This is a genomic window from Arthrobacter sp. MSA 4-2 (genome assembly GCF_016405885.1).
In the GTDB taxonomy this organism is placed as follows: Bacteria; Actinomycetota; Actinomycetes; order Actinomycetales; family Micrococcaceae; genus Arthrobacter_D.
Genome location: NZ_JAEKGC010000003.1, coordinates 73,967 through 100,887, shown reverse-complemented (window position 1 = coordinate 100,887; position 26,921 = coordinate 73,967). Strand labels below are relative to the sequence as shown.

Sequence of the window (26,921 nt, the reverse complement as noted above, 5' to 3'; positions counted from 1 at the left end):
TCCGGTCATCGCGGGAACCTGCCGGGCCGGAAGGACGCGAGCATCGGATGCTTGTCGCCGGTCAGGACCTCCCCGGCGAGCAGCTCGCCGCCGATGAGTCCAAGGGTTGCACCTGAGTGGGTGAAGGCGACGAAGCATCCCGGCGCCTGCTCAAGCTCCCCGAAGACGGGCTCCCCGTCGCCGGGAATGGGCTTGCGGCCGATCTTCCAGGAGGCCGGCTCGAGGGCGGGGGTTCCCTCGATGAGATGGGCCACCTCGTCGAGCAGTTCCTGGACGACGGATTCCGGAACGGAATAGGTCCCGTCGGCATTCTCGGTGATGGCCTCCTCGTACCAGTCGTGGTCCGCGGCCAGGGAGTTGTCCGGGTTGGGCCGGACCGCGGCCCGCGGGGTGTTCAGGACGGCGCGCAGGCCGTGCTCGACCGGCTTCGTCACAACGAGCATCGACACGGGCGAGGCGTCCTCGATGGTGATTCCCAGCGCGGCGACAACCTCAGGGGTCTGCGGGCCGCATGCGACGACGACAGCGTCGCCGTCGTGCTTCCCTCCCGTGCCAGTGACGACGCCGGTTGCCCGGCCGCCGGTGAGGACGACCGAGGCCTTTCCCGCGTGGGTGACGAGGTCCCCGCCGAGGTCCTTGAACTCCTCCATGAGGAACTCGATGAGGTGCGGCAGCGACACCCAGCCTTCCCCGGGGTTGAAGATGGCCTTCGGAGCCACCGCTGCGGGGTTGACCCGGGGGGTGAGGGATCCGACCTGCACCGGGGCGATCAAGTGCGAGTCGTAACCGTGCCGCTTTTCAGAGGAGTGGCGCCTGGAGGTCGCCTCCTCATTGCCGGCCCCGCCCCAGTAAAGCGCGCCGTCGAAGCGCAGCCAGTCCCGGGAGGGGTCGGCGGCGAACAGGGTGCGGTAGCGGTCGATCCCTGCCATCCGAAGCAGATGGTAGGGGTCCGGGCGCTCGCCGGCGGAGTTCAGCCAGGATAGGGACCGGCCGGAGGCGCCGCTGGCCAGTTCGGCCTCGGTCACCAGGGTGACGCCGGCCCCGCCGCGCAGCAGGTGGACCGCTGTCGAGACACCGAGGATGCCGCCGCCGATGACGACGACGCGCTGGAGAGGTGTGGGCATAGGGACACCCTGACTCACCGGACCCGGTAAGGGAAGGCAAAAGGTCGGGTTACCCCGCGGGTTGACCGATCCGCCGGCGAATCGCCAAGAGGCAGGCGGCCTCAGCCGGGGATCGGCTTGTCCAGCAGCAGGTTGGTGATCCGCATCGTGCACAGCCGCTGGCCGTCCTCGTTCTCGATGAGCACCTCGTGGGTGGTCAGGGTCCGCCCGAGGTGGATCGGCGTGGCCGTGACTGTGACCCGGCCCGAGCGGGCCGACCGGTGGTGGGTGGCCGAGACGTCGACCCCGACGGCGGTCTTGCCCAGGGTGCTCGCGTGGATCACTGCGGCCCAGGATCCGACGGCCTCGCCGACGGCCAGCGAGGCCCCACCGTGAAGCAGTCCGAAGGACTGCCGGTTGCCCTCAACGGGCATTGTTGCGACGACCTTCTCGACTGACTGCTCAAGGATCTCCACGCCCATGGCGACGTCCAGTTCACCGGGGACAATGCGCCACGGGGTCCGGGCCGCGTCGGGTGCTGAAGTTTCGCTCACTGGGGCTCCTTGGGGGTGCACTGAAAAAGGCCGATCCTGTACGCTGGGGAAATATTACCGAACGTCCGTTCAGTTTATCCTCCGGGGGCGGCGGACGCGTTGAGATCAAGCTGAAAGGCGAGTCGATGACGACTGCTACCGCTGTGAGCACGGACATTGTCCCCAGCTTCATCGAGGACTCCTGGTGGGCTCCGGACCAGCAGGTCCTGGACAGTGGGAACTCCACCCGGGTCCGCGACGCAAGCACCGGCGAGGTCCTCGCCGTCGTCAGCACCGCAGGCCTCGATGTCGGCGCTGCGGTGCGGTTCGCGCGCTCGACCGGCCAGGCCGAACTCGGGAAGCTCACCTTCCACGAGCGGGCCCTGAAACTCAAGGAGCTTGCCCAGTTCCTCAACGGGCACCGGGAGCCGCTCTATGAGCTGTCGGCCCGGACGGGGGCCACCCGCGGCGACTCGATGGTCGACATCGACGGCGGCATCGGCGTCCTGTTCACCTTCGGCTCCAAGGGGCGGCGCGAGCTTCCCAACTCGCAGGTCATCGTCGACGGCCCGGCCGAAAACCTCTCCAAGGACGGCTCCTTCCTCGGCACCCACATCTACACCCGCATCCCCGGCGCCGCGGTGCAGATCAACGCCTTCAACTTCCCCGTCTGGGGCATGCTCGAAAAGCTCGCCCCCGCCTTACTCGCCGGTGTTCCCACCATCGTCAAGCCCGCGACTCCGACCGGGTACCTCACGGCGGCCGTCGTGAAGCTGATCGTGCAGTCGAACATCCTGCCCAAGGGATCCCTTCAGCTCATTTCCGGACCGGCCCGGGACCTGCTCGACCACCTCGACTACCGCGACCTCGTCGCCTTCACCGGGTCCGCCTCCACTGCGAACCACCTCCGCTCCCACTCGAACGTGATGCACGGCGGTGTGCGCTTCAGTTCCGAGACGGATTCCCTCAACGCCGCGATCCTCGGGCCCGACGCGGTGCCGGGCACGCCGGAATTCGAGGCCTTCATCCGCTCCCTCGTCACCGAGGTGACTGTGAAGGCCGGGCAGAAGTGCACGGGCATCCGGCGCACCATCGTGCCCAAGGCCCTCGTCCAGGACGTGGTCGGCGCCGCCCGCGCCCGCATTGAGGAACGCGTCACCCTCGGCGACCCCCGGGCGGAGGGCGTCACCATGGGCGCGCTGGCGTCCCTCGAGCAGCTCGAGGGGGTGCGGGACGCGGTGCGGGAACTGATGTCCTCCGGCGGCGAGCTGGCCCTTGGCTCGCTCGAGGCGCCGCCCGTGACCCGCGCCGACGGCACGGTCGGCCCCGCCGAGAGTGGAGCGTTCATGGCGCCGGTGCTCCTCACCTGGGACGACGTCGAAGCCGGTGCCCTGCACTCGGTGGAGGCGTTCGGGCCCGTCGCTTCGGTGATCGGCTACGACAACCCCGCCCACGCGGTCCACCTTGCCGCGCTCGGCTCCGGCTCCCTGGTCGCCACCGTGTGCACCAACGACCCGGCGGTGGCCCGCGAACTCGTCACCGGCATCGCGGCCCACCACGGACGCGTGCTGATGCTCAACCGGGAGGACGCCCGGTCCTCCACGGGGCACGGGTCCCCGGTGCCCCACCTCACCCACGGCGGCCCCGGCCGGGCCGGCGGCGGCGAGGAGCTCGGCGGGATGCGCTCGGTGCTCCACCACATGCAGCGCACAGCGCTCCAGGGCTCACCGAACATGCTCACGGCCGTCACCGGCATCTGGCACACCGGGGCCGACCGCAACTTCGACGGCGTCCACCCGTTCCGCAAGAACCTTGCCGAACTGCGCATCGGCGACGCCGTGCGCTCGGACCTGCGGCAGGTGACCCTTGAGGACATCACGGCGTTCGCCGAGACCACGGGGGATAAGTTCTACGCCCACACCAACGAGGAGGCCGCCGCGGCCAACCCGTTCTTCCCGGGAATCGTGGCGCACGGGTACCTGCTGCTGTCCTGGGCGGCCGGGCTCTTCGTCGACCCGGCGCCGGGGCCGGTGCTGGCCAACTACGGGCTTGAAAACCTGCGCTTCCTCACCCCCGTGGCCGCCGGGGATTCGATCCGGGTGACCCTGACGGCCATGCGCATCACCCCGCGCGAGACCGACGAGTACGGCGAGGTGGCCTGGGATGCGGTGCTGACCAACCAGTCCGACGAGATCGTGGCCACCTACGACGTGCTGACCCTCGTGGAGAAGTAGGGCTTTCCCGTCGGCGGGCAGTGCGGGCGGCCCGCCGAAGCGGTCGCCGGGACGAGCGGCTGCCGGCGCTGGCCCGCCCGCGCTGGGTGCCCGGGCTCAGGGCCGGTGGTGCAGCCCGTCGAAGACCATGGTGATGACGTCGTCGGCCAGCTTGCCGGCGGTGAGCTGGCCGCCCGGTTTGTACCATTCGACGATCGAGTTGATCGTGCCGAACAGCAGCCGGGTGGTGGTCCGCGGGTCGATGTCGCTGCGCAGCGATCCCTCCGAGCGGGCCGCGTCGACAAGGGCCGCGACCTGCCGGTCGAAGGAGCGCCGCCGCTCAAGGGCACCGCGCTCAACCTCCGTATTGCCGCGCAGGCGCAGCAGGAGGGTCACGAACGGCAGGCGCTCGGTCAGGACGGCGATGGTCCCGCGGAGTACGAATTCGAGCCGCGCGTCCGCCCGCCCCGACGTCGCCCGCGGGTCGGCGAGGACCGCCTCAAGCCCGCCGAGGGCGTGTTCGAGGGCCAGCCGGAGCAGGTCGCCCTTCGAGGGGACGTGGTGGTAGATCGCGGACTTGCTGATGCCCAGGTTCTCGGCGAGCACCCCCATGGAGGTCGCTTCGTAGCCGTGCCGGTTGAAGACGTCCACGGCGATGGTGAGGACCGCCTGCTGGTCGTAGCCGGGACGCCCGCGGCGTCCGGGTGTGGTGACCGGTACTTGAGTGCTCGCCATATCCGTCATTTTCGCATGAGCGTTCGGTCACTCCGCGCCGGAGCGGGGGCGGAGGTCGTAGACCCTCTTGAGCTTCCCGCTGGAGCGCACCAGGGAGCCCTGCTCGACGACGGTCACGGTGCAGCTTGAGCCGATGTGGATCTTGATCTGCTCCCGCAGCGTGGCCGCGGCGTCGCGGGCCGCCTCCGCGGACACGCCGTCCCGCGGCTCCACCTTCACGTTCAACTGGTCCATGCGCTGGCCCTCGGGGCGGGTGAGCTCAAGCTGGAAGTGCGGGCTCAGCGCCGGAATCCGCAGGGCGAGCTCCTCGACCTGGGTGGGGAACAGGTTGACTCCGCGCAGGATGATCATGTCGTCGCTGCGGCCGGTGATCCGCCCCATCCGGCGCATCCCGGGCCGGGCGGTGCCGGGCAGCAGCCGGGTCAGGTCGTGGGTGCGGTACCGGATGATCGGCAGGGCCTCCTTGGTCAGGGAGGTGAAGACGAGTTCGCCGGCTTCGCCGTCGGGCAGGACCTGGTCGGTGAACGGGTCGACGATCTCGGGCCGGAAGTGGTCCTCCCAGATGTGCGAGCCGTCCTTGCTCTCCACGCACTCACCGGCCACGCCCGGGCCCATGACCTCGGAGAGCCCGTAGATGTCGCAGGCGTCGAAGCCCATGCGCTCCTCGAGCTCGTGGCGCATCTCCTGCGTCCACGGCTCGGCGCCGAGCACGGCGGTCTTCAGCGTCGTCGAGCGCGGGTCGATGCCGGCGGCGGCCATGGCGTCGAGGATGGTTAGGAGGTAGGTGGGGGTGGCGAGGATGGCGTCGGGCTCGAAGTCGCGGATGAGCTGGATCTGCCGCTCGGTCTGCCCGCCGGACATCGGAATGACGGTGCACCCGAGCTTCTCGGCGCCGTAGTGGGCGCCGAGGCCGCCGGTGAACAGCCCGTACCCGTAGGCGTTGTGGACCTTCCATCCGCTCTTGACGCCGGAGGCGCGCAGCGACCGGGCCACCAGTGTGGCCCAGCGGTCGATGTCCCCGGCGGTGTACCCGACGACGGTGGGCTTGCCGGTGGTGCCCGAAGACGCGTGGATGCGGACCACCCGGTCCTGCGGCACGGCGAACATCCCGAAGGGGTAGGACTGCCGCAGGTCCTCCTTGGTGGTGAAGGGGAACTTCGCCAGGTCCGACAGTTCGCGCAGGTCCCCGGGGTGCACGCCGGCGTCGTCGAACTTCCGCCGGTACAGTTCCACCTTTTCGTAGGCGAGCGCCACGGTGCGCTGCAGGCGCTCGAGCTGGAGCGATTCGATGCGGTCCCGGCTGTACTCCTCCTCGGGGTCGAGTGTTCCGGAAGCGGCCGCAGAGGCCTTGAGGGCTGTACCGGTCATGAGGGGTCCTTCGCCTTGGAGGAACGGGCGGGTGCGGGCACGGTGCGGGAGCGCCCGCGGAACTCGGCGACGGGCCGCCCTGCGGCGCCGTCGTGCGCGGTGATGGTGATGTCGTAGAGCCCGCTGCGGCCCGCGGCTGCCCGCCGTTCGGCGACCGCGGTCAGGACCTCGCCGGCACGCACCGGGCTGAGGAAGGTGATGTCGGCCCCTGAGGCGACCGTCACCGTCCCGGCGTCCTGTGCTCCGGATGCGGAGTCGGAGTCGGAGTCGGGGGATGCGGGGTTGCAGGCGAGGGCGAAGGCGGAATCCGCGAAGGCGAAAATCATTCCGCCGTGGGCGATGCCGAAGCCGTTGAGCATTTCCGGGCGCACCGTCATAGCAATCCGGGCCGAGCCCTCGCCGACCTCGAGCAGTTCGATGCCCAGCCAGGCCGACGCGTGGTCCTCCGCGAGGATTTGGTGCCGCGGTGCCGCGGGCCCCGCCGTCCGGACGTCGCTGTCCATTCGAGCCGCCTTCCGAATTATTTACCGAATGTTCATTAGGTAATACCCGCCGACGGGCACTGTCAAGGCGGGGAGGGCGGAGGCCTTGCTTTTGAAGCACTATATCTATTAGATATAAATGTCGAAGGAGAGGACGCGATGTCCCGTACGGAGCAGACCCAGACCGCAGTGCTCGGCGCCCTAAGTGTGATGCCCATGACCGGTTATGCGCTGCGGGAAGAGATCCGGTCAGTCCTCGGGCACTTCTGGAGCGAAAGTTTCGGCCAGATCTATCCGGCACTCGCCGAACTTCAGCGGCAGGGCCTGGTCGAGCGCACGGGTGCGGACCAGGTGCGGGCTTCGGTCTTTGCCATCACTCCGGCCGGGACGGCGCGGCTCCGCGAACTGCTCTCGGAGCCGGCGCAACCGGTCCGGCCGCGGAACGGGCTGATGCTCCGGCTCTTTTTCGGCCGCCAGCTGGGGCCCGAGGCCTGCCGGAACCTCATCCGGGAGGCCCGGGAGGAAGCGGAGGCGCGGTTGGCCGAGCTTGCCGTGGCGCGCAGCGAATCGCAGGAGGGTCCGCACGCCCAGGACCGCCCATACTGGCTCCTCACGATCTCCGCAGGCGAGCATGCCGCCCGGGCGGCCATCGCCTGGGCCGACGACGCCCTCGAGGCCCTTGAGACTCTGCCCGACTCGGCAGCGCCCAATCCTGCCGCAGAACCACCCGCAGTTTCCGAGACCGTCCATCCTGCCAGGGAGCACCCATGAACGCTTTCCCCTTTCTCCGTCGCCGGGGCGCCGCAACGCCTAGGCGGACGGCAGCCGCTGCGGCGGCCGGTTTCTCGGTCATCGCGGCCTTCCAGGCATCCCTGGCGCTCGGGGCGCCCTTGGGGGAAGCCGCATACGGCGGCGCCAGCGCTGGCCGGCTGCCGCCGGAGCTGCGCGCGGCCAGCGCCGTCGCCATGGTTGTGTGGCTGCTGGCGGCGGTGACCGTCCTTGCCCGGGTCCGTCCAGGGCCGGTTCCGGCGGGCAGGGCCCTCCGCTGGGGACTCCGCGGATTCATCGTCCTGCTTGCGGCCGGGACCCTTCTAAACGCCGCCTCGTCGAGTCCCTGGGAGCGGTTCCTCTGGGCGCCCCTGGCGCTCGTCCTGTTGCTTCTGTGCCTGCGCCTTGACCGTCAACGCGGAGAGGACGCGAGCCCGCACAGCCCTGCTGCCTGAGCGGACGGCACCGAGGGGCCCACAGCCTTCACCCAGAGCCTTCACCCAAAGTCCGTCTTCCCCTGTCGGGAACATAGCGGCTGTGGTTCACTGCGGAGACAAGGGTGCCAATCCCTCCGGAAACGGAGCGCGCAAGGTCGGGGCACCGTGTCAAGGCAGGGAAGGTGGTCCGGTGGGCATTGTGAGCTGCGGTGTGGCGGTGTCGCTCGACGGGTTCGTCGCCGGCCCGCGCCAGAGCCTTGAGGATCCGCTGGGGGAGGGCGGTGAGAACCTTCACACCTGGATGTTCGACCACCCGGAGGCGCACGCCGCCCAGCGGGAGGAACTGCTCTCGCACGGCGCGTACGTGATGGGCCGGAACATGTTCGGGCCCGTGCGGGGTGCCTGGGACGAAGCCTGGCGGGGCTGGTGGGGGGAGGATCCGCCGTACCACGCGCCGGTGTTCGTCCTGACCCACTATCCCCGGGACCCGGTGGTGATGGAGGGAGGGACCACCTTCATCTTCATCACCGACGGCGTGACGGCCGCGGTGGAGCAGGCGAAGGCTGCGGCCGGAGGCGGTTCCGTTGGCGTCGGCGGAGGCGCCTCAACCATCAACCAGTGCCTGGCCGCGGGCCTGATCGATGAACTGACCCTGCATGTGCCGCCAGTTCTGCTGTCCGCCGGTGAGCGGCTCTTCACCGGCGTCGGGGACCTTGAGCTCGCGATTGTGCGGTCGCGGAGCACGCCCCATGTCACCTCCACCACCTACCGGGTGGTGCGCCAGGGTTCGCCCCGGCCGTCAGGCCAATAGGTCAGGTAAAAATGCGCATATTCACCGGGTTCAAAGCCCTCCGGCGGTGCTAGGTTTTTTGGGAAGGAAGGTGCCCGATGACTGCCGGCCCCCCGGCGCCGCCGGCATCCGAAGTTCCCGGATTGTGCCTACCCAGGAGGAAGTCATGACGGACCATGTAGCCAACGTTTCCGCGTGCGATGTGGAAACCTGCTCCTTCAACCACCACCACGACTGCACGGCCTTCGCCATCACCGTCGGCGGCAGTCCCGAGCATGCGAGCTGCTCGACGTTCATCGACACGTCGGCCAGCGGCGGGCTGCCGAAGGTGCTGGCGCACGTCGGCGCCTGCCAGCGCTCCGAATGCCAGTTCAACGACCACCTGCTGTGCGATGCGGAGAATGTCCGTGTCGGCCCGGGCGCCGAGGCCGCTGACTGCCTCACCTACCAGCCCCGGTAGCGGCGTCCCCGGCAATGAGTGCGTCCTCGACGGAGGATGCGCCAGGGGCACGCCGGGCGGCGGGCTTTACTCCGGCGCGTCGGCGAAGGGCCGGACCTCGGTGGCGCCGAGGGCGTCGGCGGCGAACGCATAGTCCCACGCCACGTCCTTCCACCGAGCGTACCGGCCGCTGGCACCGCCGTGGCCGCCGTCCATCTCCGTCTTGAGCACGATCGGCTCGGAGCCGGTGGTCTTCTCCCGGAGTTCGGCGACCCACTTCGCCGGCTCGACGTACAGCACCCGGGTGTCGTTGAAGCTCGTCACGGCGGCGATGCGCGGGTAGTCCGCGGTACGGACGTTCTCGTAGGGCGTGTACTCCTTCATGTACCGGTACACCGCGGGGTCGGTGATCGGGTTGCCCCACTCCTCCCACTCCAGCGCCGACAGCGGCAGCTCCGGGTCGAGGATGGTGGTGAGGGCATCGACGAACGGCACCTGGGCCACGATGGCCCGGTACTTCTGGGGGGCGAGGTTCGCCACGGCGCCCATGAGCAGGCCGCCCGCGGAGCCCCCCATTGCGGCGATGCGCCGCGGGTCCACCCAGCCGGAGTCGACCAGGTGGTCCGTCGCGTCGACGAAGTCCGTGAAGGTGTTCTTCTTGTTCAGCTTCTTGCCCTGCTCGTACCAGGTGCGGCCCATCTCGCCGCCGCCGCGGACGTGAGCGACGACGTAGACGATGCCGCGGTCGAGCAGGGACAGCCGCGCCACGGAGAACCCGGGGTCCATGCTGACCTCGTAGCTCCCGTAGGCGTAGACCAGGGCCGGGTTGGATCCGTCCTGCCGCAGGTCCGCCCGCCGCAGGACCGAGAGCGGAAGCAGCGTGCCGTCGGCGGCCTTCGCCCACTGGCGTTCGGCCACGTAGCGCTCCGGCCGGTAGCCGCCAAGAACCTCGGTCTCCTTGCGCAGCGCCAGCTCCCCGGTGGCCAGGACGTAGTCGTAGATCCGCGGCGGGGTCAGGAAGGAGGTGTAGGACAGGCGGATGATCGGGGAGTCGAACTCGGCGTTGGCGAGGTTGCTCGTGATCAGCTCCTCCTCGAAGGCGGGCTCCGCGGGGGCGGCCTGGGCCGGCGTCCCGAGGCCCTCGAGGTCGAGGACCTGGACGCGTTCGGTGGTGTCCCGGCGGACCGAGAGCACCAGGTGGGTGCGGGTGACCGCGGCTCCGTTGACCCGGACGGCGTCGTCGTGCGGGATCACCGTCGTCCACTGCTGGTCATTGAGCGGACGGGAGAACTCGGCGGCGGCCACCAGGCTCACCATCGAGTTCTTGGCGTCGCGGTTGTGCGTCAGGACGTAGTGAAGCACCCCGTCCAGCCGCACCGGCTCCGCCTCGTACAGGATCCTCTCGTCCCGGGAGATTAGTGTGGTCAGCTCGGCGCCCGGCGTCGTCAGGTCGAGGACCCGGTATTCGCTGTACTCGGAGGAGCCGACGCTGATCAGCAGCTGGGTGCGGTCGGCGGAGAGGTCGAAGCCGGTCCACATGGCGACGTCGTCCTCCTGGTAGAGGACCTCGTCCGCCTCCACCGGGGTGCCCAGGGTGTGGACCTTGACCTGGAAGGGGCGCCAGGAGTCATCGACGACGGTGTAGAAGACCCGGGTTCCGTCGGGGGAGAAGCCGAGGCCGTAGAAGACGTTGGCCACCTCATCGGGCAGCAGCTCGCCCGACTCGAGGTCCTTGACGCGCAGGGTGAACCGCTCGTCGCCGGCGTTGTCCTCGCAGTAGGCAAGGAGGGAGCCGTCCTCGCTCACGGCGAGCCCGCCGAGGGAGAAGAAGGGCTTGCCCTCGGCCAGGACGTTCCCGTCGAGGAGGACCTGTTCGCCCTCGACCGGCCGCCCGGGCACCACCTCGGGCGGAGTCCAGTCGGCGGCGAGGTCGCCGGTGTCCACGGCGGCAACCCGGCACTGGATGCCGTACTGCTTGCCCTCCTCGGTGCGCGAGTAGTACCACCAGCCCTTCTTACGGGCCGGAACCGAGAGGTCGGTCTCCTGGGTGCGGTTCTTGATCTCGGTGAAGATACCCTCCCGCAGCTGCTCCTGGCCGCGGGTGACGGCCTCCGTGTAGGCGTTCTCCGCGGTGAGGTGGGCGGTCACCTCCGGGTTGTCCTTTTCCCGCAGCCACTCGTAGGAATCGGTGAAGGTGTCGCCGTGGTGGGTGCGTTCCACCGGCATTTTCTTCGCGGCGGGCGGGCGGGGGACGGCATCCACGGGGGTCTCGGCAGTCATGGGTCCATCTTGCCAGAAGCGCGGGGACGGGCCCGGGCGCTCGGTTTGCCCGGCGGACGGGCCCGGAGCCCGGCCGCCGAGGGGTCTGCTGCAGGCGCCCGGCGGTGGATTCGGTGTTGACGCCCTCCCGGCACGCCGCATATCCTGAACGAACGGTCGGTAATTATTTTCGACACGTTCCGCACAGTGAGGTGACCCCATGGCAGCACCAGCAGCGACCCAGTACGGCGGCCCGGACATCGACGCCGCCGGCCAGCAGCTGTTCGACGAGCTGATCGCCGAGGACTCCCGCATTGAACCGCGGGACTGGATGCCGGAGGCGTACCGGAAGTCCCTCACCCGGCAGATCTCCCAGCACGCCCACTCCGAGATCATCGGCATGCAGCCCGAGGCCAACTGGATCACCCGCGCGCCGTCACTGAAGCGCAAGGCCATCCTGATGGCCAAGGTCCAGGACGAGGCCGGCCACGGGCTCTACCTCTACTCCGCCGCCGAAACCCTCGGCACCCCGCGCGACAAGATGACCGAGGACCTGATCGCCGGCAAGGCGCGGTACTCGAGCATCTTCAACTATCCCGTGCTGACCTGGGCCGACATCGGCGCGATCGGCTGGCTCGTCGACGGCGCCGCCATCTGCAATCAGGTCCCCCTGTGCCGGGCCTCCTATGGACCCTACGGCCGGGCCATGGTGCGCATCTGCAAGGAAGAGTCCTTCCACCAGCGGCAGGGCTTCGAGATTCTGCTCGAACTCGCCAACGGCACGCAGGCCCAGCGCGACATGGCCCAGGACGCGATCAACCGCTGGTATGCGCCCTCGCTCATGATGTTCGGCCCGCCGGACGATGACTCGCCGAACTCCAAGCAGTCAATGGCCTGGAACATCAAGCGATTCTCCAACGATGAGCTGCGCTCGCGCTTCGTCGGCATGATCGCCGAGCAGGTGAAGGCCCTCGGGCTCACCCTTCCCGACCCGGACGTGCGCTTCAACGAGGACACCGGAAAATGGGAGCACGGCCCGCTCGACTGGGAGGAGTTCAAGGAGGTCCTCGCCGGCCGCGGCCCCTGCAACGCCCAGCGCATGGAGCGCCGCCGCGAGGCCCACGAGGACGGCGCCTGGGTGCGCGAGGCCGCGGCGGCCTACGCCGACAAGCAGGCCCGCAGGGCCGCCCCAGCGACGGAGGCAGCATGACCGGCGGATCAACAACCGGCGACGACGGCTCGACGGCGCCGGCCCCAGGGCCCGCCGAAAAGCGCCAGCCCTGGCCGCTGTGGGAAGTGTTCGTGCGGTCCTCGCGCGGGCTCTCCCACGTCCACGCCGGTTCCCTCCACGCGCCCGACGCCGACATGGCGCTGCGCAACGCCCGCGACCTCTACACCCGGCGCAACGAGGGAGTGAGCCTGTGGGTGGTGCCCTCCTCGGCCATCATCACCAGCGACCCGTCCGCGAAGGAGCAGTTCTTCGAATCCCCGCAGGGCAAGGACTACCGGCACGCCACCTACTACACCAAGAGCGAAGGGGTGAAGCACCTGTGAGCGAGGCCAACGCCAGCGCCACCCGCATCACCCCGGGCAACGCCCTGCGCCCCGAGGACATTGCCGCCTCGCATGCCGTGCCCTCCCCGGAGGCCGCGGAGTACGCGCTGTGGCTGGGGGACGACTCCCTCATCCTCGCCCAGCGCCTCGGCTGGTGGATCTCCCGCGCCCCCGAGCTCGAGGAGGATGTGGCGCTGGCCAATATCGCCCTCGACCTCATCGGCCACGCCCGTTCCTTCCTCACCTACGCCGGCCACGCCTCCGGCCGCACCGAGGACGACCTCGCCTACTTCCGCCGCGAGCCGGAGTTCCGCTCCGCGCACCTGTTCGAGCAGCCCAACGGCGACTTCGCCCGCACCATCGCCCGCCAGTTCGTAGTCTCCCACTACCAGTGGGAGCTGTACTCGCGCCTTCAGCACTCCACCCACCCCACCCTCGCCGGCATCGCCGCCAAGGCCGTCAAGGAGGTCGACTACCACCGCGACCACAGCCTCCAGTGGGTGCTGCGCCTGGCCCAGGGGACCGAGGAGTCCCGCCGCCGCATGACCGCCGGGCTGAAGCTGACCTGGCCCTACGTCGAGGAACTGTTCGCGGACGAGCCCCTGATCGATGCCCTCGGCGGCGCCGCCGTCCGACCCAGCAGCCTGCGGGAGCCCTTCGATGCCGCGGTCGCCGCGGTGCTCGCCGAGGCCGACCTCGAGGTTCCGGCCGTGCCCGGCGCCACCGGCGGCGGCCGCCGCGGCGTGCACAGCGAGCACCTCGGTTACATCCTCGCCGAACTCCAGGTCCTCGCCCGCGAGCACCCCGGCGCCTCCTGGTAGCCCTCATGCGCACCGACACCCGCACCTCCACCGCGGCACACCGGCCGGCCGATCCCGCCGCCGCCGCGGTCTGGGACATCGCCGCCACCGTCTGCGACCCGGAGATCCCCGTGCTCACCATTGAGGACCTGGGCGTCCTCCGGGACGCCCGCGTCGGTCCGGACGGAACCGGAACCACCGTGGTCATCACGCCCACCTACTCCGGCTGCCCCGCCATGGACGCCATCCGCGACGACGTGCTCACCGCCCTCCGTGCCCACGGCTACGCGGACGCCCGGGTGGAACTGGTCCTCGCCCCGGCCTGGACCACCGACTGGATGACCGAGGACGGCAAGGCCAAACTGAACCGGTACGGCATCGCCCCGCCCACCGGGCAGGCCGCCGCAGGGCCCGTGCGGGTGAGCCTGAGCGTCAAATGCCCCCAGTGCTCCTCCCTGAACACGCGCGAGCTCACCCGTTTCGGCTCCACCTCGTGCAAGGCGCTCTACGTCTGCCAGGACTGCCGGGAACCCTTCGACTACTTCAAGGTGCACTGACATGGCCGTTACCTTCGCCCCGACCAACAAGCGGCGCACCGCCTTCCACGAACTCACGGTGGCCGAGGTGCGCCGGCTGACCGACGACGCCGTCGAGGTCACCTTCGCCGTGCCGGCGGACCTGGCCGGAAAATACGACTACGTTCCCGGGCAGTACGTGGCGCTGCGGACCACGCTCGACATCGACGGCGAGCCGAAGGAAGTGCGCCGCAGCTACTCCATCTGCGCCGAGCCGCGCCCTGGCGAAATCCGGGTGGCGATCAAGCGGGACCTCGGCGGGGTGTTCTCCAGCTGGGCCAACGAGTCCCTCAAGGCGGGGGACCGGCTCGACGTGATGAGCCCCATGGGCCAGTTCATCTCCAAGCACGAAATGACGGAGCTGAACCACCCCGAGAAGATCGACACGGCGACGCAGAACACCTTCGTCGCCGTGGCGGCAGGCTCCGGCATCACCCCCGTCATCTCCATCGCCCGCTCGGTCCTCGCCGCCGGGGAGAACGTCCGCTTCGACCTCATCTACGCCAATAAGGCGGCCATGGATGTGATGTTCCTCGAAGACCTCGCGGACCTCAAGGACCGCTACCCGGCCCGGTTCGCCGTCCACCACGTGCTCTCCCGCGAACAGCGCATCTCGCCGCTCCTCTCGGGCCGGATCGACGCCGAGAAGCTGCAGACCCTGCTGGGGGGCGTGCTGCGCACCGAGGACGTCGACGAATGGTTCCTCTGCGGGCCCTTCGAACTCGTGCAGCTGTGCCGGGACACCCTCGCCGAGCGGGGCGTGCCGGCCGAGAAGATCCGCTTCGAACTGTTCAGCACCGGCGAACCGGCCCGTCCGGAGGGCCAGACCGGGCGCCCCGTCCGGCCGGCCGACAACGGCGAGAACTACACCATCTCCTTCCGCCTCGACGGGCTGCAGGGCACCGTCGAAAGCCCCACCCACGCGCGGGAATCCCTGCTCAACGCCGCCCTGCGGGTGCGCCCGGACGTGCCCTTCGCATGCGCCGGCGGGGTCTGCGGAACCTGCCGTGCAAAGATCGTCTCGGGCACGGTGGAGATGGAAGAAAACTACGCCCTGGAGCCCGACGAACTCGCCAAGGGGTACGTCCTGACCTGTCAGGCCCGGCCCACCAGCGACGCCGTGTCGGTGGACTACGACGCCTAGGAGAGGCATGACACTGCAGGACACCATGATTTCGCTTGAGCTCCACGACGGCGTCGCCGAGATCACCCTCAACGCCCCCTACAAGCTCAACGCCCTCGACGAGCAGGCGCTCGCGGACCTGTCCCGGGCGTACGACGAGGCCGAAGCGGCGGCCGCCGACGGGTCCGTCCGCGCCCTGCTGCTGCGCGGGGAGGGCCGCGCTTTCTGCGCAGGCCGGGACATCTCCGGGGTCGCGCCGGACACCGACGACGCCGAGGCCTACCTCGCCGGGCTGGTCACCCCGCTGCTGAAGAAGATGTCCGCCTTCCCGGCACCGACGTTCGCGGCCGCCCAGGGCGCCTGCCTCGGGGTCGGGCTGGGCCTGCTCATCGCCACCGACGTCGTCTACGCCGCCGACAACGCCAAGATCGGGTCGCCCTTCGCCAACCTCGGGGCCACCCTCGACTCCGGCGGCCACTGGCTGTTCACCGAGCGCCTCGGTGCCCACCGCACCCTCGACCTGATCTACACCGCCGAGCTGATGAGCGGTGCCGAGGCCGTGCGGTCGGGCCTGTTCAGCCGCTCGCTGCCCGCCGGCGAACTCCTCGAAACCACCCGGGCCACCGCCGCCCGGGTCGCCACGGGCGCCACCGGGGCCTTCCGCGCCTCCAAGCAGCTGGTGGCCGAGATCCGCGACCGGCGGCTGGGGCTGTGGGCGGCCGTGGACCAGGAGAACGCGGCCCAGGCCGCCCTCTGCCGGACGCCTGACTACGCCGAGGGGTTCACCGCCTTCCAGGAGAAGCGCGCGCCCCGTTTCGCCGGACGGTAGCACCAGCCCGGGGGCCGCAGCCCGCGGCAGCCAGGCACGCCGGGTGCTTTTCCGTGCCCTACCTGGTGTCGAGGTCCTCGAACACCAGGAAGGTCTGGGTGTCCAGGACGCCCGGCATGGACTGAAGCCGGTCGAAGATCACCCGGCGCAGGTCGAGGTTGTCTTCCGCGCGCACCAGCAGGATCACGTCGAAGTCCCCGCCGACCAGGGCGATGTGGTGGATTTCGGGAATCTCCCTCAGCTTCTCCCGAAGCTCCCGCCAGGAGTGCTGGCGCACCTTGAGGGTCACATAGGCCGAGGATTTCAGGCCGGCCTTCACGGGGTCCACGAGGGCAGTGAACTTCGTCAGCACCCCCTCTTCGGTGAGGCGGGAGATCCGCGAGTAGGCGTGGGCCCGTGAGATGTGGACGTTCTCGGCGAGCGAGGTGACCGACTGCCGTCCGTCCCGGGTCAGCTCGGCCAGGATCCTGCGGTCAACCTCGTCCAACAGCCCATCGGCCATCTGTCTCTCTCCGCTCCTGTAATCCAGCTCACACGGACCGTTCGTCTCCGATCCGGACCTCCGGGAGTCAATCCTTCCAGACTTTACGCATTTGATGGATACGAAATGCGCTCCGAAGCGATACTAAGGTGACACAGCATCCAATGCTGCCCCCTGCGAGCCGCGGGCGGCGGCGCGGAAGCTGTCGAGGACACGGCCAACGGAGGCGGACATGACGATTCCAACGAACAGCGACTCCACCAGAACGGAGGGCGGGGTCGATACGCAGTTGCTGCCCTCGCCGGTTCCGGTGCAGCTGATCGACCACCACGGGGAGGCCCACTCCGACGCCCGGTACGCGCTTCCGGACCCCCGGGCCCTCCTGGCAGGATACGCGCGGCTGATCTCTGGCCGGCGCATCAACGACCAGGCCAACGCCCTGGTACGCCAGGGGCGCCTTGCCGTCTACCCCTCCTCCCACGGGCAGGAGGCCTGCCAGGTGTCCGCGGCGCTTGTCCTGCAGTCCCAGGACTGGCTGTTTCCCACCTACCGCGACACCGTCGCCGTCATCACCCGGGGCGTGGATCCGCTGGAGGTCTTCACCCTCCTGCGCGGCGACTGGCACTCGGGCTACGACCCCTACGAACTGCACGTCGCGCCTCAGGCCACTCCGCTGGCGACGCAGCTGCTCCATGCCGTCGGCGTCGCCCACGCCGCCAAGCTCCGCGGCGAGGACACCGTGGTCCTTGCCCTGTGCGGCGACGGGGCCACCAGCGAGGGCGACTTCCACGAGGCGCTGAACTTCGCCGCCGTGTTCCACGTGCCGGTGGTGTTCTTCGTGCAGAACAACGAATACGCCATCTCGGTGCCGCTGAAGAACCAGTCGGTGGCGCCGTCCCTGGCCCACAAGGCGATCGGCTACGGCATGCCGGGGGAGCGGGTGGACGGCAACGACCTCGCCGCTCTCCTGTCGGTGCTCGGCGCGGCCGTCGACCACGCCCGCAGCGGCGGCGGCCCGGCCCTGATCGAGGCCCACACCTACCGCATGCAGGCCCACACGAACGCCGACGACGCCACGCGGTACCGGCCCGCCGAGGACGTCGACAAGTGGATCCCGAAGGACCCGATCAGCAGGCTGCGCACTTATCTGCGCGGGCTGTCCCTGCTCGACGACGCCGTGGAGGAGCAGTTCGCCGCCGATGCCGAAGCCCTCGCGGCCTCGATCCGCGCCGGCCTCAACGCCGACGTCGAGGTCGACCCGCAGGAGTTGTTCGCCCACGTCTACACCCAGAAAACAGCACAGCTCCGGGAGCAGGCCGACCTGCTGCGCGACGAGCTCTCACGCGAGGCGGTCCAGCCATGACCCAGATCTCCGAACGCGCGGCGGCCCCGGTCGAGGCGCCCGTCCAGCCCGCCGACCCGTCGGCGGCCGAGTCCTCGGCGGCAGCCCAGTCCGCGGCGACGGCCGTGACCTTCGCCAAGGCCCTCAACACCGCCCTTGCCGACGCCATGGCGGCGGACAGCTCGGTGCTGATGTTCGGCGAGGACGTCGGACCCCTCGGTGGAGTCTTCCGGATCACCGACGGGCTGACTGCCCGCTTCGGCCCCGGGCGCTGCTTCGACACCCCGCTGGCCGAGGCCGGGATTATGGGCATGGCCGTCGGGATGGCGATGAACGGCATGCGCCCGGTCGTGGAGATGCAATTCGACGCCTTCGCCTATCCGGCCTTCGAGCAGGTGGTCAGCCACGTCGCCAAGCTGCCCAATCGCACCAAGGGCCGGGTGCTGCTGCCGATGGTCATCCGCATCCCCTACGCCGGCGGCATCGGCGGGGTGGAGCACCACTGCGATTCCTCCGAGTCCTACTACGCGCACACCCCCGGCCTCACGGTCCTCGCCCCGGCCACGGTCCGCGACGCCTACCTCATGCTGCGCGAGGCGATCGCTTCGCCGGATCCCGTCGTCTTCCTCGAACCGAAGAAGCTGTACTGGTCCAAGGAGGTCGTCGACCTCGGGGAACTGCGCCGCACCTTCGAGGACGGTTCCGCGCCGCGGACCATCGGCAGCGCCGTCGTCGCCCGTTCCGGCACCGACGCGACCCTAATCGCCTACGGACCCTCGGTGCCCACCGCCATGGCCGCCGCGGCGGCCGCCGCCGAGGAGGGCAGGTCGCTTGAGGTCATCGACGTCCGCTCCCTCGTACCCTTCGACGACGAGACGGTGTGCGCGAGCGTGCGCCGCACCGGGCGGGCCGTGGTGATCGCCGAAACCCCGGGGTTCGCCTCGGTCGCCGCGGAGATCGTGGCCCGGGTCCAGGAGCGGTGCTTCCACTCCCTGGCCGCGCCCGTGCGGCGCGTCACCGGCTTCGATATTCCCTATCCGGCACCCAAGCTGGAGCATCACTTCCTGCCCAGCGTCGACCGGATCCTCGACACCGTCGACGAGCTGCAGTGGGAGGACGGGCAATGAGCACCGAAGCGCTGCCTGCGGCCCTGCAGGTGTTCCGGCTGCCCGATCTGGGCGAGGGCCTGACCGAGGCTGAACTCGTCAACTGGCTGGTCAAGGAGGGCGATGAGGTCCGCGTCGACCAGCCGGTCGCCGAGGTCGAGACGGCCAAGGCCGTGGTCGAGGTGCCCTGCCCCTACGCCGGCACCATCGCGGTGCTGCACGGAGCGGCGGGGGAGACCCTGGACGTCGGCGCCCCCCTGATCTCCGTCCGGGCGGCCGGCGCACCGGCTGCCGAAACGCCCGCCGTCCAGCCGCCTGCCGCCGGGGCCGCACCGCGCGTCGAACCCGTCGCCGGGACCACCGCCGGACCGGAGGCCGAAACCTACCGGAACGAGGAGCGGGCCGGCATCTCGACCGCCGCCGCGGCGGCCGCAGCACCGGAACCGGAGCAGGGCTCGGGCAACGTCCTCATCGGCTACGGCACCCCCGGCGGCAGCACGGGGAAGCGGACCCGTGCGCGCCGGACCTCCGGTTCGCCGTCCCGGCCGGTCACCCCGGGGCCCACTGCCCCGGCCGTGACCGACGGCGGGAACGCCGTGCAGGCCGTACGCTGCATCTCGCCCCTGGTCCGCCGGATGGCGGTCGAGGGCGGGCTGGTGCTGCGGGAGCTCAGCGGGAGCGGCCCGGACGGGCTGATCCTGCGCCGGGATGTCGAGGCGGCCCTCGCCGGCCGCGGCACCGGCGCCCCCGCCGCCCTGGACAGAGAACGGCCAGCGATGGAACCGCCGGCGATGGAACGGCCGGCGGTGGAGGCGTCCACGGTGGAGCAGCCGGCGTCCAGCATCGATCAGCGGTCCGGACTCGCCATCCTCGAGCGCGTCCCCCTGCGCGGGATGCGCAGGACGATCGCCGACACCCTCTCGCGCAGCCGCCGGGAGATCCCGGAGGCGACCGTGTGGGTCGACGTGGACGCCACCGCCCTGCTGGACCTGCGGGCCTCGCTGAAGTCCGACGGCGGCGCCCCCGGCCTGTTGGCGTTCATTGCGCGGTTCGTCGTCGCCGGTCTGGCGAAATATCCCGAGCTCAATACCCGCGTCCTCACCGGTGAGGACGGCTCCCAGGAGCTCCTGACCGTCGAGGGCATCAATCTTGGGGTCGCCGCACAGACCGACCGCGGGCTGGTGGTGCCGAGCATCTGCAGGGCAGACGTGCTCAACGCCCGGGCCCTGGACGCCGAAATCCGCCGCCTTACCGGGGCCGCCCGTGCCGGGAAGGCCACTCCGGCGGAGCTGACCTCCGGAACCTTCACGCTGAACAACTACGGCGTGTTCGGCGTGGACGGCAGCGCCGCGATCATCAACCACCCGGAGTCGGCAATCCTCGGCGTCGGGCGGATCATCGACCGGCCCTGGGTGGTCGACGGGGCGCTGGCGGTCCGGAAGGTGACGGAACTGACCCTGACCTTCGACCACCGGGTCTGCGACGGCGGGACGGCCGGCGGGTTCCTGCGGTTCGTGGCCGACGCGATGGAGAAGCCAGCCCGGCTGCTGGCCGACCTCTAGCGGCGCGCCGGAGCGGTTCCCGGCGGCGGGCCGGCTTCGCGGATTTCGTGGAGCCGGCCCCGCGGCGGTCTCAGGCGGGAACCATCTCCGGGACGGGCTTCGGCTCGACGTGGCGGATCATGCGCAGCCCGCAGTTTTCCTCGACCAGGGCCCCAAGGCTCCGGTACTGGAAGCTCTTGCTCGTGGTTCCGGGCCACCGCTTGCGCAGCAGCATGCCCAGGCGGGCCCCATTGACTCGGCCGTCGATGAGCAGTTCGGGGTCCGCGCCGACCAGCGAGAGGATGGCCTCCCGGTATTCGGCCAGGGTCGGCGGCGGTGCAGGCGGCTCTGGAACCGCAACGACGTGGAACTGGTCCGCGGCCGACCGGAGCATGCTGCTGACGGCACCGACGTCGGGACCGGAGGTCGTCACCACGATCACATACTTGCCCAGCGCATGCAGCCGCCGCACCAGCGGAACGTAGCCGCCGTCTCCGCTGACGATCACGAATACCTCGATCCAGGGCGCCTCGGCAGCGACCCGGAGCGCGTCGACCACGAGTTCGATGTCGGCCGCGTTCTTGATGTCCTGGCTGAAGGAGAAGATCTGGACCGGCTCGACGCCATGCCCGAGCAGTTGGCGGCGATAGGTGCCCATCTCCGCCCGCCCCCAGTTCGCGTAGGCCCGGGCCACCGCAGTCAGCGCGCCGACTCCGCTGTCGCGGACGAGCTGGCCGATGTCCTTGAGGATCGAGCCCACGGGAACGGAGGTTGGGTGCCCGGCAACCCCGCCGTACAGATTCTCCATATCCAGAAAAACCGCAACGTTCCGCCGGGGTGGTGTTCCGCCGGGTTCCATAGTCACCTGTCCTGGTTGGAGCGGAAGGAATTACCCCATACCCCGTATATAGGTATTTGAAGAAAGTAGCCCATCTGTTTCAGATGTGACTAGAGCTAATCAGGTATCAAATTACTTTCCCGGTGCCGAAGCGCTGCCGTTCGGGGACGGAATGCCGCTGGTAGTCTCTGCCCATGGATGAGTCAATGGGGAAATTTCTGTCCGACTTCGCTGCCCTGGTCGAGCTGGCGCAGGCGCAGGGACCGCGCGGTCCCCAGGGCGAACAGCTTGTCCCGATCCTGAGCGCACACCTCGGGCGCCCGGCACACGAGGTTCCGGTGGTCCTCGAACAGGTTCCCTCCCACCGCTTCGTGGACCTCGACATCTTCCTGGCCGGAGAGGCCGGAAAGGACCCGGCCGCCCGGCTCGTCGGCATCGGCGGGGGAGACCAGCGCCACCATCTATCCCTGAGCGACATGCTCCAGCAGCAGCAGTTCTTCCCGCGGCTTCCGCTCTCCCAGCCCGACTATACGAACGTGGCCGTGGGCCCCGACGCCCAGCGGCAGGCCGTGGCGCTGGGCGTCTGGCTGTTCACCCGGGACGGAGTCCCGCTGGTGGTCCTCCAGCGCACCGCGAGCCCGCAGTACGGCCGGATGACCGCATCGCTCGAGGTCCTCGCTCCGGACCCGGGCGCAACGGCCGCAATCCTCGCCGAGCTGCGCCGGCAGATGCAAAGCGACAGCGTGCTCAAGGGCCAGGTGATCTCCCTGACGATGGACGACTTCGGGCAGGGAAGCGCCGGTGTCACCTTCCACCACCGCCCGGCCCTCGCGGAGGCGGACGTCATCCTGCCCGAGGGCCTCCTGCAGAAAATCTCCGACCATGCGGTGGGCGTCGCCGCCCACCGCGCGGCCCTCAAGGCCCTGGGCCAGCACCTCAAGCGCGGAATCCTGCTGTACGGGCCGCCGGGCACGGGAAAGACCCACACCGTGCGCTACCTGCTCGGCCGGACCGAGGGCACGACGGCGATCCTGCTCTCCGGCGGCACCCTTGCCTTCGTGAGCGAGGCAGCCCGGATGGCCCGCGCCCTGCAGCCCTCGGTCGTGGTCCTTGAGGACTGCGACCTGATCGCCGAGGACCGCAGCTACGGCCACGGCCCGCAGCCCCTGCTGTTCGAGGTGCTCGACGCCATGGACGGGCTTGACGATGACGCCGACGTCACCTTCGTCCTGACGACGAACCGGGTAGACATGCTCGAACGGGCACTGGCCGAGCGTCCGGGCCGGGTCGATCTCGCGGTGAACATTCCGCTTCCCTCCGAGCGTGAGCGCATCGAGCTGCTCCGCCTTTACTCACGCAGGATCCGCTTCAGCGGGGAGGCGCTGGCCGCGGCCGCCACGCGCATCGAAGGAACCACCGCCTCCTTCGTCCGGGAACTTGTGCGCCGGGCGGTCCTCGGAGCCCAGCTGGCCGGCGCCGACGTCGCCGACGAACATCTCGAGGCCGCGGTGGAGGAGCTGATGGCCGACGGCGCCGCCCTGACCCGCAGCCTGCTTGGGAGCCAGCACCGCCCGGACGCCCCGGCCGGGCAGGGCTATCCTCCGGGGCCCGGCATCGTGCCCGGCCCGGGGTTTTTCCCGGGGCAGGAGTTCCCGCCGGGGGACTGGTCCCACCACGGCCCCGTGGGATGAGTCCCGTCGGAGCCCGGGGCTCCTAGACTGGAAGTCCATCGCCTATGGAGAGGGATCCTTCGTGTCCGCTATACCCGATGCCCCGGGGCAGGAAGCGCCATGGCAGGAGCCCGCGCCCGGGATCCGCGTCCTTTCACTGCCTGGATTCGCCGCGAACATCGGCTTCGTCCTCGGTTCCGAGCGCGGGCTGATCATTGACACCGGAGCCGGGCCCCGGCAGGCGGAGCAGATTCTGCGCAGGGTCCGGGAGGTGACGGACCTGCCGCTGGCCGCCGTCATCACCCACGCCCATGGCGACCACTACTTCGGCAACAGCTACCTGGCCGCGCACGGCGTCGAGCAGATCTGGGCCACCTCGCGCTGCAGCGAGGCAATGCTCGACGGCGGCGGGCAGCAGCGCGCCCTCGTCGCCGGGGTGGAACCCGAAATGGGCGCCGGAGAAGGCCCGCACACCGACCTCGTGGCGGCGACCCGCCTGGTCGACGGCAAGCCGGTGGACCTCGACCTGGGCGGCATCCAGGTCACCCTGTTCCATCTCGGCCGCGGCCACACCGACCACGACCTCCTGGTGGGCGCCGGCAACGTGCTGTTCACCGGTGACCTCGTCGAAGAGGGTGCCGATCCGGCCTTCGAGGATTCGTTCCCCACCGACTGGATCCGGACGCTCGGAAAGATCACGGCGCTCGAGGACCTCTACGACATCTTCGTTCCCGGGCATGGCGCTCCGGTGGACGTGCGGTTCGTCGGCACGCAGATGGAAAAGATGCGTGCGGCCATCCGGGTCACCAAGATCGCCATGGACGAAGCCTCCATCGACATGACCAAGGCGGTCCCGCTCCTGCCCTACGGCCCGGAACGTTCACGGGTGCTGCTGGACAGGCTCCGGACGCTTGCCCATTGGAAGTGGCTCTCCCGTCAGCCCTGAGCGCCGGGCCGCGCGGCGGCTTTGTTTGGGCGCGGGCGGTCCCCGGCGATCCGGGCCTGCGAGGTGAAGAGCCAGGCGGCGGCTCCGGCCAGGGTGAATCCGGTGCCCACGATCGAGGCGAGGCCGGCCCAGAAGAACAAGGGCACGCGCGCCGTCCCGGGGATAGGCGCCGGGCCGATCTGCTGCACCAGGACATAGAGCAGCGCGGACAGAACAAGGCCCGCCAGGCCGGCCACCCAGCAGAGCGCGAGCCACCACCGCGACCCCGCCCAGTGGCGTCCGAAGCCGGGCCAGACGTTCCACTCGTTGCCGGTGCGCATCACCAGCAGACCGCCCAGGAGCGCCCACGCCCCCACGACGAGGAGGGCGGCGATCACGTCGGCCGGGCGGTGCCACAGGTTAACGAAGGTCGCGGCACCCGCCAGCACCGAATACATCCCGCCGCCGGCCGCAACGAGCGGGCGCCAGCGCGGCGAGGACACAAGGAAGACCGCGGCCACCGCCGACGCTGCCAGTGTCGTATGCCCCGAGGGTAATGAATTGAAGTCGAGGGTGGGGACGCCGCGGTCGGGGCGGTCGAGCACCATGTTCTTGAGGATCTGGGTGGTGAGGTTCGCGCCGGCCATGGCGCCGAGGGCAATAAGCGCCGCGGCCCAGCGCCGCCGCACCAGCGTAACGAACAGGAGGGTGGCCGCGGCCATGACCACGGAGATCAGCGGCAGGTTGTCGAGGAAGCGGAGAAACGGCAGGGCGCCGTCCGGGGCGGCGGTGTCGGCCTCCGCCCACGCCGATTCGTCGGCGAACTGTCCGGTGGTGGTCCGAACGAACAACCAATAGGTCCAGCCCAGGGCCGTGAAGCACGCTGCTGCCCCCAGAACGAACAGCTGGGGGCTGCGTGCCGCCCTGGCCCGCCGACGGGTCCACCGAAGAGGTCCTCGTTGCAAGGTCATCCACCAACTGTTCCATATCCGGCTGAAAGTTCCTGAATTGCTTCTTTCTCCCGTCGAGTCCGCAGCTCACCACGTTCTCCGGGGGCGGAAGCGTGGTGAGCTGCTGTTTCGGCGGCAGGGGAGCGGCGCGCCGCGCACTCAAGTGCCACGTAGCCTAGACGCGTGAGCACACCCGACCCCCACACCCCGTTCCTCCCCCCGCTGGCCGAGCTTCGGGAGCGCGCGCACGTCGTCGCCGTGCCCATGCGGGTCCGCTTCCGGGGCGTCCTGGTCCGGGAAGCGCTTCTGATCGAGGGGCCCGTGGGCTGGAGCGAGTTCTCCCCGTTCCCCGAATACGGGGACCGTGAAGCGGCGAGCTGGCTGCGCTCGGCGCTTGAGGCGGGGTGGCACGGATTCCCGGAGCCGGTGCGGCAGCAGGTGCCGGTGAACGCCACGGTCCCGGCAGTGCCCGTGGCCCGCGTCGAGGAGGTCCTGGCCCGGTTCGGCGGCGTCGGCGCGGTGAAGGTCAAGGTCGCCGAACAGGGACAGGACCTCGCCCAGGACCTTGCCCGGGTGGCCGAAGTGCGCCGGCTGCTTCCCTCCGCGGCACTCCGCGTCGACGCGAACGGTGGCTGGACCGAAGGCGAGGCGCTGACCGCGCTGACCGAGCTCGCCCAACACCGGCTCGAATACGCCGAACAGCCCGTGGCCGGCATTCCGGGGCTGCGCGCGGTGCGCAATGAGCTGCGCCGGCGGGAGGTGCCGGTGCTCATCGCCGCCGACGAGAGCGTGCGGCGCGAGGAGGACCCGCTGCGGGTCGCCCGGGAGGACGCCGCCGACCTCCTCGTGATCAAGGCCGCCCCCCTCGGGGGAGTGCGCAGGGCGCTGGACCTCGTGGCCCGGGCGGGGCTGCCCGCCGTCGTCAGCTCCGCCCTCGACACCTCCGTGGGCATCCGCGCCGGGGTTGCCCTCGCCGCGGCGCTTCCCGAGCTTCCCTACGCGTGCGGACTTGCCACGGTCTCCCTCATGGAGGGCGACGTCACCGATGAACCGCTGGTGCCCGACGGCGGGTTCCTCCCGGTCCGTCGGGTCACCGCGTCCCCGGCTCTGCTTGAGGCCTTCGCCGCGCCGGCGGCCCGGCGGCAGTGGTGGCTCGACCGGCTCGGGCGGGTCCACCGGGTGCTGGCCGCGGCCGGGCGCTGAGGCGACCCGGACTCACTTGGCGAGGGCCGCCGTCACGGCCGCCTCCGCGTGAAGCCGGGTGGTGGCGAACACCGGCAGCTCCGAGTCGTCCTGCCCGATCAGCAGTTCGATTTCCGTGCAGCCCAGGATGATGCCCCCGGCACCCCTCGCGACCAGGTCCTTCATCACCGCCTGGTACCTGCGCCTCGACTCATCCCGGATGTCACCGAGCACCAGTTCGTCGTAGATGATGGCGTTCACCACCGCCTGGTTCTCGGGGCCGGGAAGCAGCACCTCGAGTCCGTGGGCGGCAAGGCGGTCCACGTAAAAGGCCTGCTCCATGGTGAATCTCGTTCCGAGCAGACCCACCGTCCGGACTCCCGCGGCAAGGACCGCCCGGGCCGTGACGTCGCCCAGGTGGAGAAACGGGATGGACACGGCGTCCTCGATGGCTGCCGCCACCTTGTGCATGGTGTTGGTGCAGAGCACCAGCAGGTCGGCGCCTGCTGCTTCGATCCGCCGCGCCTCCCCGGCGAGGATCTCGCCCGCCCGCTGCCACTCACCCTGGGTCTGGAGGCGTTCGATCTGCGCGAAGTCCACGGAGATCAGGACGCAGGAGGCCGAGTGCAGGCCGCCGAGCCGGTCGCGGACCCCCTCATTGATGAGCGAGTAGTAGAGCGCCGAGCTTTCCCAGCTCATCCCGCCGAGCAGGCCGATGCGTTTCATGCGCCCACCGTAGCGGACCGGTGCTCGCCCTGCCGATCACGCGGGGGTGTTCCACATGAGACCGGTGGGTCAAGTGTTTCGTGAGGGTTTCCCGCCCGTTCACCGGCGGGAACGCAGGACGTCGGCTTCCACCGCCAAGGTCGGACGAGAGT

The 26,921-nt window shown here is 70.0% G+C and carries 27 protein-coding genes; 17 read left to right on the top strand and 10 right to left on the bottom strand.

Annotated elements, in window-relative coordinates; genetic code table 11:
• Window positions 1–5: 5 nt before the first annotated feature.
• Together I6N91_RS04015 and I6N91_RS04010 are read right to left on the bottom strand one after the other, a co-directional pair.
• Complete coding sequence (locus I6N91_RS04015) at window positions 6–1,124, bottom strand: FAD-binding oxidoreductase (RefSeq protein ID WP_198810884.1); 1,119 nt, start codon at window positions 1,122–1,124, stop codon at window positions 6–8.
• 101 nt (window positions 1,125–1,225) lie between these two features.
• Window positions 1,226–1,585 carry a hotdog fold thioesterase gene (locus I6N91_RS04010; protein WP_198811259.1) on the bottom strand — a complete coding sequence of 120 codons (360 nt, stop codon included), beginning with the start codon at window positions 1,583–1,585 and terminating at the stop codon, window positions 1,226–1,228.
• Between the two features lie 197 nt (window positions 1,586–1,782).
• On the opposite strand from I6N91_RS04010, the gene paaZ reads away from it, so the two are divergent.
• Window positions 1,783–3,870, top strand: a complete 2,088-nt coding sequence (gene paaZ / locus I6N91_RS04005; protein ID WP_198810882.1) for a phenylacetic acid degradation bifunctional protein PaaZ — start codon at window positions 1,783–1,785, stop codon at window positions 3,868–3,870.
• Between the two features lie 96 nt (window positions 3,871–3,966).
• On the opposite strand, the gene I6N91_RS04000 is transcribed toward paaZ, so the two are convergent.
• The 3 genes from I6N91_RS04000 to I6N91_RS03990 are packed head-to-tail and all read right to left on the bottom strand — an operon-like array spanning window position 3,967 to window position 6,455.
• Window positions 3,967–4,584 carry a TetR/AcrR family transcriptional regulator gene (locus tag I6N91_RS04000; RefSeq protein WP_198810880.1) on the bottom strand — a complete coding sequence of 206 codons (618 nt, stop codon included), beginning with the start codon at window positions 4,582–4,584 and terminating at the stop codon, window positions 3,967–3,969.
• A gap of 27 nt (window positions 4,585–4,611) precedes the next feature.
• A complete protein-coding gene (paaK, locus tag I6N91_RS03995) occupies window positions 4,612–5,952 on the bottom strand; it encodes a phenylacetate--CoA ligase PaaK (RefSeq protein ID WP_198810878.1) in 1,341 nt (446 codons plus the stop codon).
• On the bottom strand, window positions 5,949–6,455 hold the full coding sequence (locus I6N91_RS03990) for a hotdog fold thioesterase (RefSeq protein ID WP_198810876.1): 507 nt from the start codon (window positions 6,453–6,455) through the stop codon (window positions 5,949–5,951). Before I6N91_RS03990 ends, paaK begins: the two co-directional genes overlap by 4 nt.
• 138 nt (window positions 6,456–6,593) lie before the next feature.
• On the opposite strand from I6N91_RS03990, the gene I6N91_RS03985 reads away from it, so the two are divergent.
• The 4 genes from I6N91_RS03985 (at window position 6,594) to I6N91_RS03970 (ending at window position 8,889) form a co-directional block, all read left to right on the top strand.
• Complete coding sequence (locus tag I6N91_RS03985) at window positions 6,594–7,205, top strand: PadR family transcriptional regulator (protein WP_198810874.1); 612 nt, start codon at window positions 6,594–6,596, stop codon at window positions 7,203–7,205.
• A complete protein-coding gene (locus tag I6N91_RS03980) occupies window positions 7,202–7,657 on the top strand; it encodes a hypothetical protein (protein ID WP_198810872.1) in 456 nt (151 codons plus the stop codon). Before I6N91_RS03985 ends, I6N91_RS03980 begins: the two co-directional genes overlap by 4 nt.
• 172 nt (window positions 7,658–7,829) lie before the next feature.
• Window positions 7,830–8,450, top strand: coding sequence for a dihydrofolate reductase family protein (locus I6N91_RS03975; protein ID WP_198810870.1), 621 nt, complete (start codon window positions 7,830–7,832; stop codon window positions 8,448–8,450).
• A gap of 145 nt (window positions 8,451–8,595) precedes the next feature.
• The gene (locus I6N91_RS03970; RefSeq protein ID WP_120168038.1) at window positions 8,596–8,889 is read left to right on the top strand and encodes a DUF1540 domain-containing protein; all 294 of its coding nucleotides are present in this window, start codon (window positions 8,596–8,598) and stop codon (window positions 8,887–8,889) included.
• Window positions 8,890–8,955: 66 nt separating this feature from the next.
• On the opposite strand, the gene I6N91_RS03965 is transcribed toward I6N91_RS03970, so the two are convergent.
• Window positions 8,956–11,148, bottom strand: coding sequence for a S9 family peptidase (locus I6N91_RS03965; RefSeq protein WP_198810868.1), 2,193 nt, complete (start codon window positions 11,146–11,148; stop codon window positions 8,956–8,958).
• 199 nt (window positions 11,149–11,347) lie between these two features.
• Here I6N91_RS03965 and paaA point away from each other — a divergent pair, with 199 nt between their 5' ends.
• From paaA to I6N91_RS03935, 6 genes are read left to right on the top strand one after another with little or no spacing between them, the layout of a single operon-like run.
• Window positions 11,348–12,337 carry a 1,2-phenylacetyl-CoA epoxidase subunit PaaA gene (gene paaA, locus I6N91_RS03960; RefSeq protein ID WP_198810866.1) on the top strand — a complete coding sequence of 330 codons (990 nt, stop codon included), beginning with the start codon at window positions 11,348–11,350 and terminating at the stop codon, window positions 12,335–12,337.
• Complete coding sequence (gene paaB / locus I6N91_RS03955; protein ID WP_198810864.1) at window positions 12,334–12,681, top strand: 1,2-phenylacetyl-CoA epoxidase subunit PaaB; 348 nt, start codon at window positions 12,334–12,336, stop codon at window positions 12,679–12,681. The genes paaA and paaB overlap by 4 nt, the downstream gene beginning before the upstream one ends.
• Entirely contained in the window at window positions 12,678–13,502 is an 825-nt protein-coding gene (gene paaC / locus I6N91_RS03950; RefSeq protein WP_198810862.1) for a 1,2-phenylacetyl-CoA epoxidase subunit PaaC, read from the top strand. Before paaB ends, paaC begins: the two co-directional genes overlap by 4 nt.
• 5 nt (window positions 13,503–13,507) lie before the next feature.
• Window positions 13,508–14,038: a 1,2-phenylacetyl-CoA epoxidase subunit PaaD gene (gene paaD, locus I6N91_RS03945; protein WP_198810860.1), complete on the top strand. Its 531-nt coding sequence runs from the start codon at window positions 13,508–13,510 to the stop codon at window positions 14,036–14,038.
• 1 nt (window position 14,039) lies between these two features.
• Window positions 14,040–15,200 carry a 1,2-phenylacetyl-CoA epoxidase subunit PaaE gene (gene paaE / locus I6N91_RS03940; RefSeq protein ID WP_198810858.1) on the top strand — a complete coding sequence of 387 codons (1,161 nt, stop codon included), beginning with the start codon at window positions 14,040–14,042 and terminating at the stop codon, window positions 15,198–15,200.
• Window positions 15,201–15,225: 25 nt separating this feature from the next.
• Window positions 15,226–16,008 (top strand): enoyl-CoA hydratase/isomerase family protein, encoded by a 783-nt coding sequence (locus tag I6N91_RS03935; RefSeq protein WP_198811257.1) that lies wholly within the window; start codon window positions 15,226–15,228, stop codon window positions 16,006–16,008.
• Between the two features lie 58 nt (window positions 16,009–16,066).
• Here the strand turns inward: I6N91_RS03935 and I6N91_RS03930 are convergent, their stop codons facing one another.
• Complete coding sequence (locus I6N91_RS03930; RefSeq protein ID WP_120167838.1) at window positions 16,067–16,510, bottom strand: Lrp/AsnC family transcriptional regulator; 444 nt, start codon at window positions 16,508–16,510, stop codon at window positions 16,067–16,069.
• 211 nt (window positions 16,511–16,721) lie between these two features.
• On the opposite strand from I6N91_RS03930, the gene pdhA reads away from it, so the two are divergent.
• The 3 genes from pdhA to I6N91_RS03915 are packed head-to-tail and all read left to right on the top strand — an operon-like array spanning window position 16,722 to window position 20,499.
• Complete coding sequence (gene pdhA, locus I6N91_RS03925; protein ID WP_198810856.1) at window positions 16,722–17,852, top strand: pyruvate dehydrogenase (acetyl-transferring) E1 component subunit alpha; 1,131 nt, start codon at window positions 16,722–16,724, stop codon at window positions 17,850–17,852.
• Window positions 17,849–18,958 carry an alpha-ketoacid dehydrogenase subunit beta gene (locus tag I6N91_RS03920; protein WP_198810854.1) on the top strand — a complete coding sequence of 370 codons (1,110 nt, stop codon included), beginning with the start codon at window positions 17,849–17,851 and terminating at the stop codon, window positions 18,956–18,958. The genes pdhA and I6N91_RS03920 overlap by 4 nt, the downstream gene beginning before the upstream one ends.
• Window positions 18,955–20,499 carry a dihydrolipoamide acetyltransferase family protein gene (locus I6N91_RS03915; protein WP_198810852.1) on the top strand — a complete coding sequence of 515 codons (1,545 nt, stop codon included), beginning with the start codon at window positions 18,955–18,957 and terminating at the stop codon, window positions 20,497–20,499. The genes I6N91_RS03920 and I6N91_RS03915 overlap by 4 nt, the downstream gene beginning before the upstream one ends.
• A gap of 70 nt (window positions 20,500–20,569) precedes the next feature.
• Here I6N91_RS03915 and I6N91_RS03910 read toward each other — a convergent pair whose 3' ends face one another.
• Window positions 20,570–21,337: an NYN domain-containing protein gene (locus tag I6N91_RS03910; RefSeq protein ID WP_269823055.1), complete on the bottom strand. Its 768-nt coding sequence runs from the start codon at window positions 21,335–21,337 to the stop codon at window positions 20,570–20,572.
• 173 nt (window positions 21,338–21,510) lie between these two features.
• Here I6N91_RS03910 and I6N91_RS03905 point away from each other — a divergent pair, with 173 nt between their 5' ends.
• Complete coding sequence (locus tag I6N91_RS03905) at window positions 21,511–23,007, top strand: AAA family ATPase (protein WP_198810848.1); 1,497 nt, start codon at window positions 21,511–21,513, stop codon at window positions 23,005–23,007.
• Between the two features lie 61 nt (window positions 23,008–23,068).
• Window positions 23,069–23,932 carry an MBL fold metallo-hydrolase gene (locus tag I6N91_RS03900; RefSeq protein WP_307843228.1) on the top strand — a complete coding sequence of 288 codons (864 nt, stop codon included), beginning with the start codon at window positions 23,069–23,071 and terminating at the stop codon, window positions 23,930–23,932.
• Here the strand turns inward: I6N91_RS03900 and I6N91_RS03895 are convergent.
• A complete protein-coding gene (locus I6N91_RS03895) occupies window positions 23,923–24,882 on the bottom strand; it encodes a phosphatase PAP2 family protein (protein ID WP_198810846.1) in 960 nt (319 codons plus the stop codon). The genes I6N91_RS03900 and I6N91_RS03895 overlap by 10 nt on opposite strands.
• Window positions 24,883–25,044: 162 nt before the next feature.
• On the opposite strand from I6N91_RS03895, the gene I6N91_RS03890 reads away from it, so the two are divergent.
• Window positions 25,045–26,064 carry an o-succinylbenzoate synthase gene (locus I6N91_RS03890; protein ID WP_198810844.1) on the top strand — a complete coding sequence of 340 codons (1,020 nt, stop codon included), beginning with the start codon at window positions 25,045–25,047 and terminating at the stop codon, window positions 26,062–26,064.
• A gap of 12 nt (window positions 26,065–26,076) precedes the next feature.
• On the opposite strand, the gene I6N91_RS03885 is transcribed toward I6N91_RS03890, so the two are convergent.
• Window positions 26,077–26,769, bottom strand: a complete 693-nt coding sequence (locus I6N91_RS03885) for an aspartate/glutamate racemase family protein (protein ID WP_198810842.1) — start codon at window positions 26,767–26,769, stop codon at window positions 26,077–26,079.
• Window positions 26,770–26,921: the final 152 nt, after the last annotated feature.

What these genes read in the sequence shown, in the direction of transcription:
- I6N91_RS04015 (WP_198810884.1), bottom strand. Translation starts at nt 1,124, where the DNA reads ATGCCCACACCTCTCCAGCGCGTCGTCGTCATCGGCGGCGGCATCCTC.
- I6N91_RS04010 (WP_198811259.1), bottom strand. Translation starts at nt 1,585, where the DNA reads ATGGGCGTGGAGATCCTTGAGCAGTCAGTCGAGAAGGTCGTCGCAACA.
- paaZ (WP_198810882.1), top strand. Translation starts at nt 1,783, where the DNA reads ATGACGACTGCTACCGCTGTGAGCACGGACATTGTCCCCAGCTTCATC.
- I6N91_RS04000 (WP_198810880.1), bottom strand. Translation starts at nt 4,584, where the DNA reads ATGGCGAGCACTCAAGTACCGGTCACCACACCCGGACGCCGCGGGCGT.
- paaK (WP_198810878.1), bottom strand. Translation starts at nt 5,952, where the DNA reads ATGACCGGTACAGCCCTCAAGGCCTCTGCGGCCGCTTCCGGAACACTC.
- I6N91_RS03990 (WP_198810876.1), bottom strand. Translation starts at nt 6,455, where the DNA reads ATGGACAGCGACGTCCGGACGGCGGGGCCCGCGGCACCGCGGCACCAA.
- I6N91_RS03985 (WP_198810874.1), top strand. Translation starts at nt 6,594, where the DNA reads ATGTCCCGTACGGAGCAGACCCAGACCGCAGTGCTCGGCGCCCTAAGT.
- I6N91_RS03980 (WP_198810872.1), top strand. Translation starts at nt 7,202, where the DNA reads ATGAACGCTTTCCCCTTTCTCCGTCGCCGGGGCGCCGCAACGCCTAGG.
- I6N91_RS03970 (WP_120168038.1), top strand. Translation starts at nt 8,596, where the DNA reads ATGACGGACCATGTAGCCAACGTTTCCGCGTGCGATGTGGAAACCTGC.
- I6N91_RS03965 (WP_198810868.1), bottom strand. Translation starts at nt 11,148, where the DNA reads ATGACTGCCGAGACCCCCGTGGATGCCGTCCCCCGCCCGCCCGCCGCG.
- paaA (WP_198810866.1), top strand. Translation starts at nt 11,348, where the DNA reads ATGGCAGCACCAGCAGCGACCCAGTACGGCGGCCCGGACATCGACGCC.
- paaB (WP_198810864.1), top strand. Translation starts at nt 12,334, where the DNA reads ATGACCGGCGGATCAACAACCGGCGACGACGGCTCGACGGCGCCGGCC.
- paaD (WP_198810860.1), top strand. Translation starts at nt 13,508, where the DNA reads ATGCGCACCGACACCCGCACCTCCACCGCGGCACACCGGCCGGCCGAT.
- paaE (WP_198810858.1), top strand. Translation starts at nt 14,040, where the DNA reads ATGGCCGTTACCTTCGCCCCGACCAACAAGCGGCGCACCGCCTTCCAC.
- I6N91_RS03935 (WP_198811257.1), top strand. Translation starts at nt 15,226, where the DNA reads ATGATTTCGCTTGAGCTCCACGACGGCGTCGCCGAGATCACCCTCAAC.
- I6N91_RS03930 (WP_120167838.1), bottom strand. Translation starts at nt 16,510, where the DNA reads ATGGCCGATGGGCTGTTGGACGAGGTTGACCGCAGGATCCTGGCCGAG.
- pdhA (WP_198810856.1), top strand. Translation starts at nt 16,722, where the DNA reads ATGACGATTCCAACGAACAGCGACTCCACCAGAACGGAGGGCGGGGTC.
- I6N91_RS03920 (WP_198810854.1), top strand. Translation starts at nt 17,849, where the DNA reads ATGACCCAGATCTCCGAACGCGCGGCGGCCCCGGTCGAGGCGCCCGTC.
- I6N91_RS03915 (WP_198810852.1), top strand. Translation starts at nt 18,955, where the DNA reads ATGAGCACCGAAGCGCTGCCTGCGGCCCTGCAGGTGTTCCGGCTGCCC.
- I6N91_RS03910 (WP_269823055.1), bottom strand. Translation starts at nt 21,337, where the DNA reads ATGGAACCCGGCGGAACACCACCCCGGCGGAACGTTGCGGTTTTTCTG.
- I6N91_RS03905 (WP_198810848.1), top strand. Translation starts at nt 21,511, where the DNA reads ATGGATGAGTCAATGGGGAAATTTCTGTCCGACTTCGCTGCCCTGGTC.
- I6N91_RS03895 (WP_198810846.1), bottom strand. Translation starts at nt 24,882, where the DNA reads ATGACCTTGCAACGAGGACCTCTTCGGTGGACCCGTCGGCGGGCCAGG.
- I6N91_RS03885 (WP_198810842.1), bottom strand. Translation starts at nt 26,769, where the DNA reads ATGAAACGCATCGGCCTGCTCGGCGGGATGAGCTGGGAAAGCTCGGCG.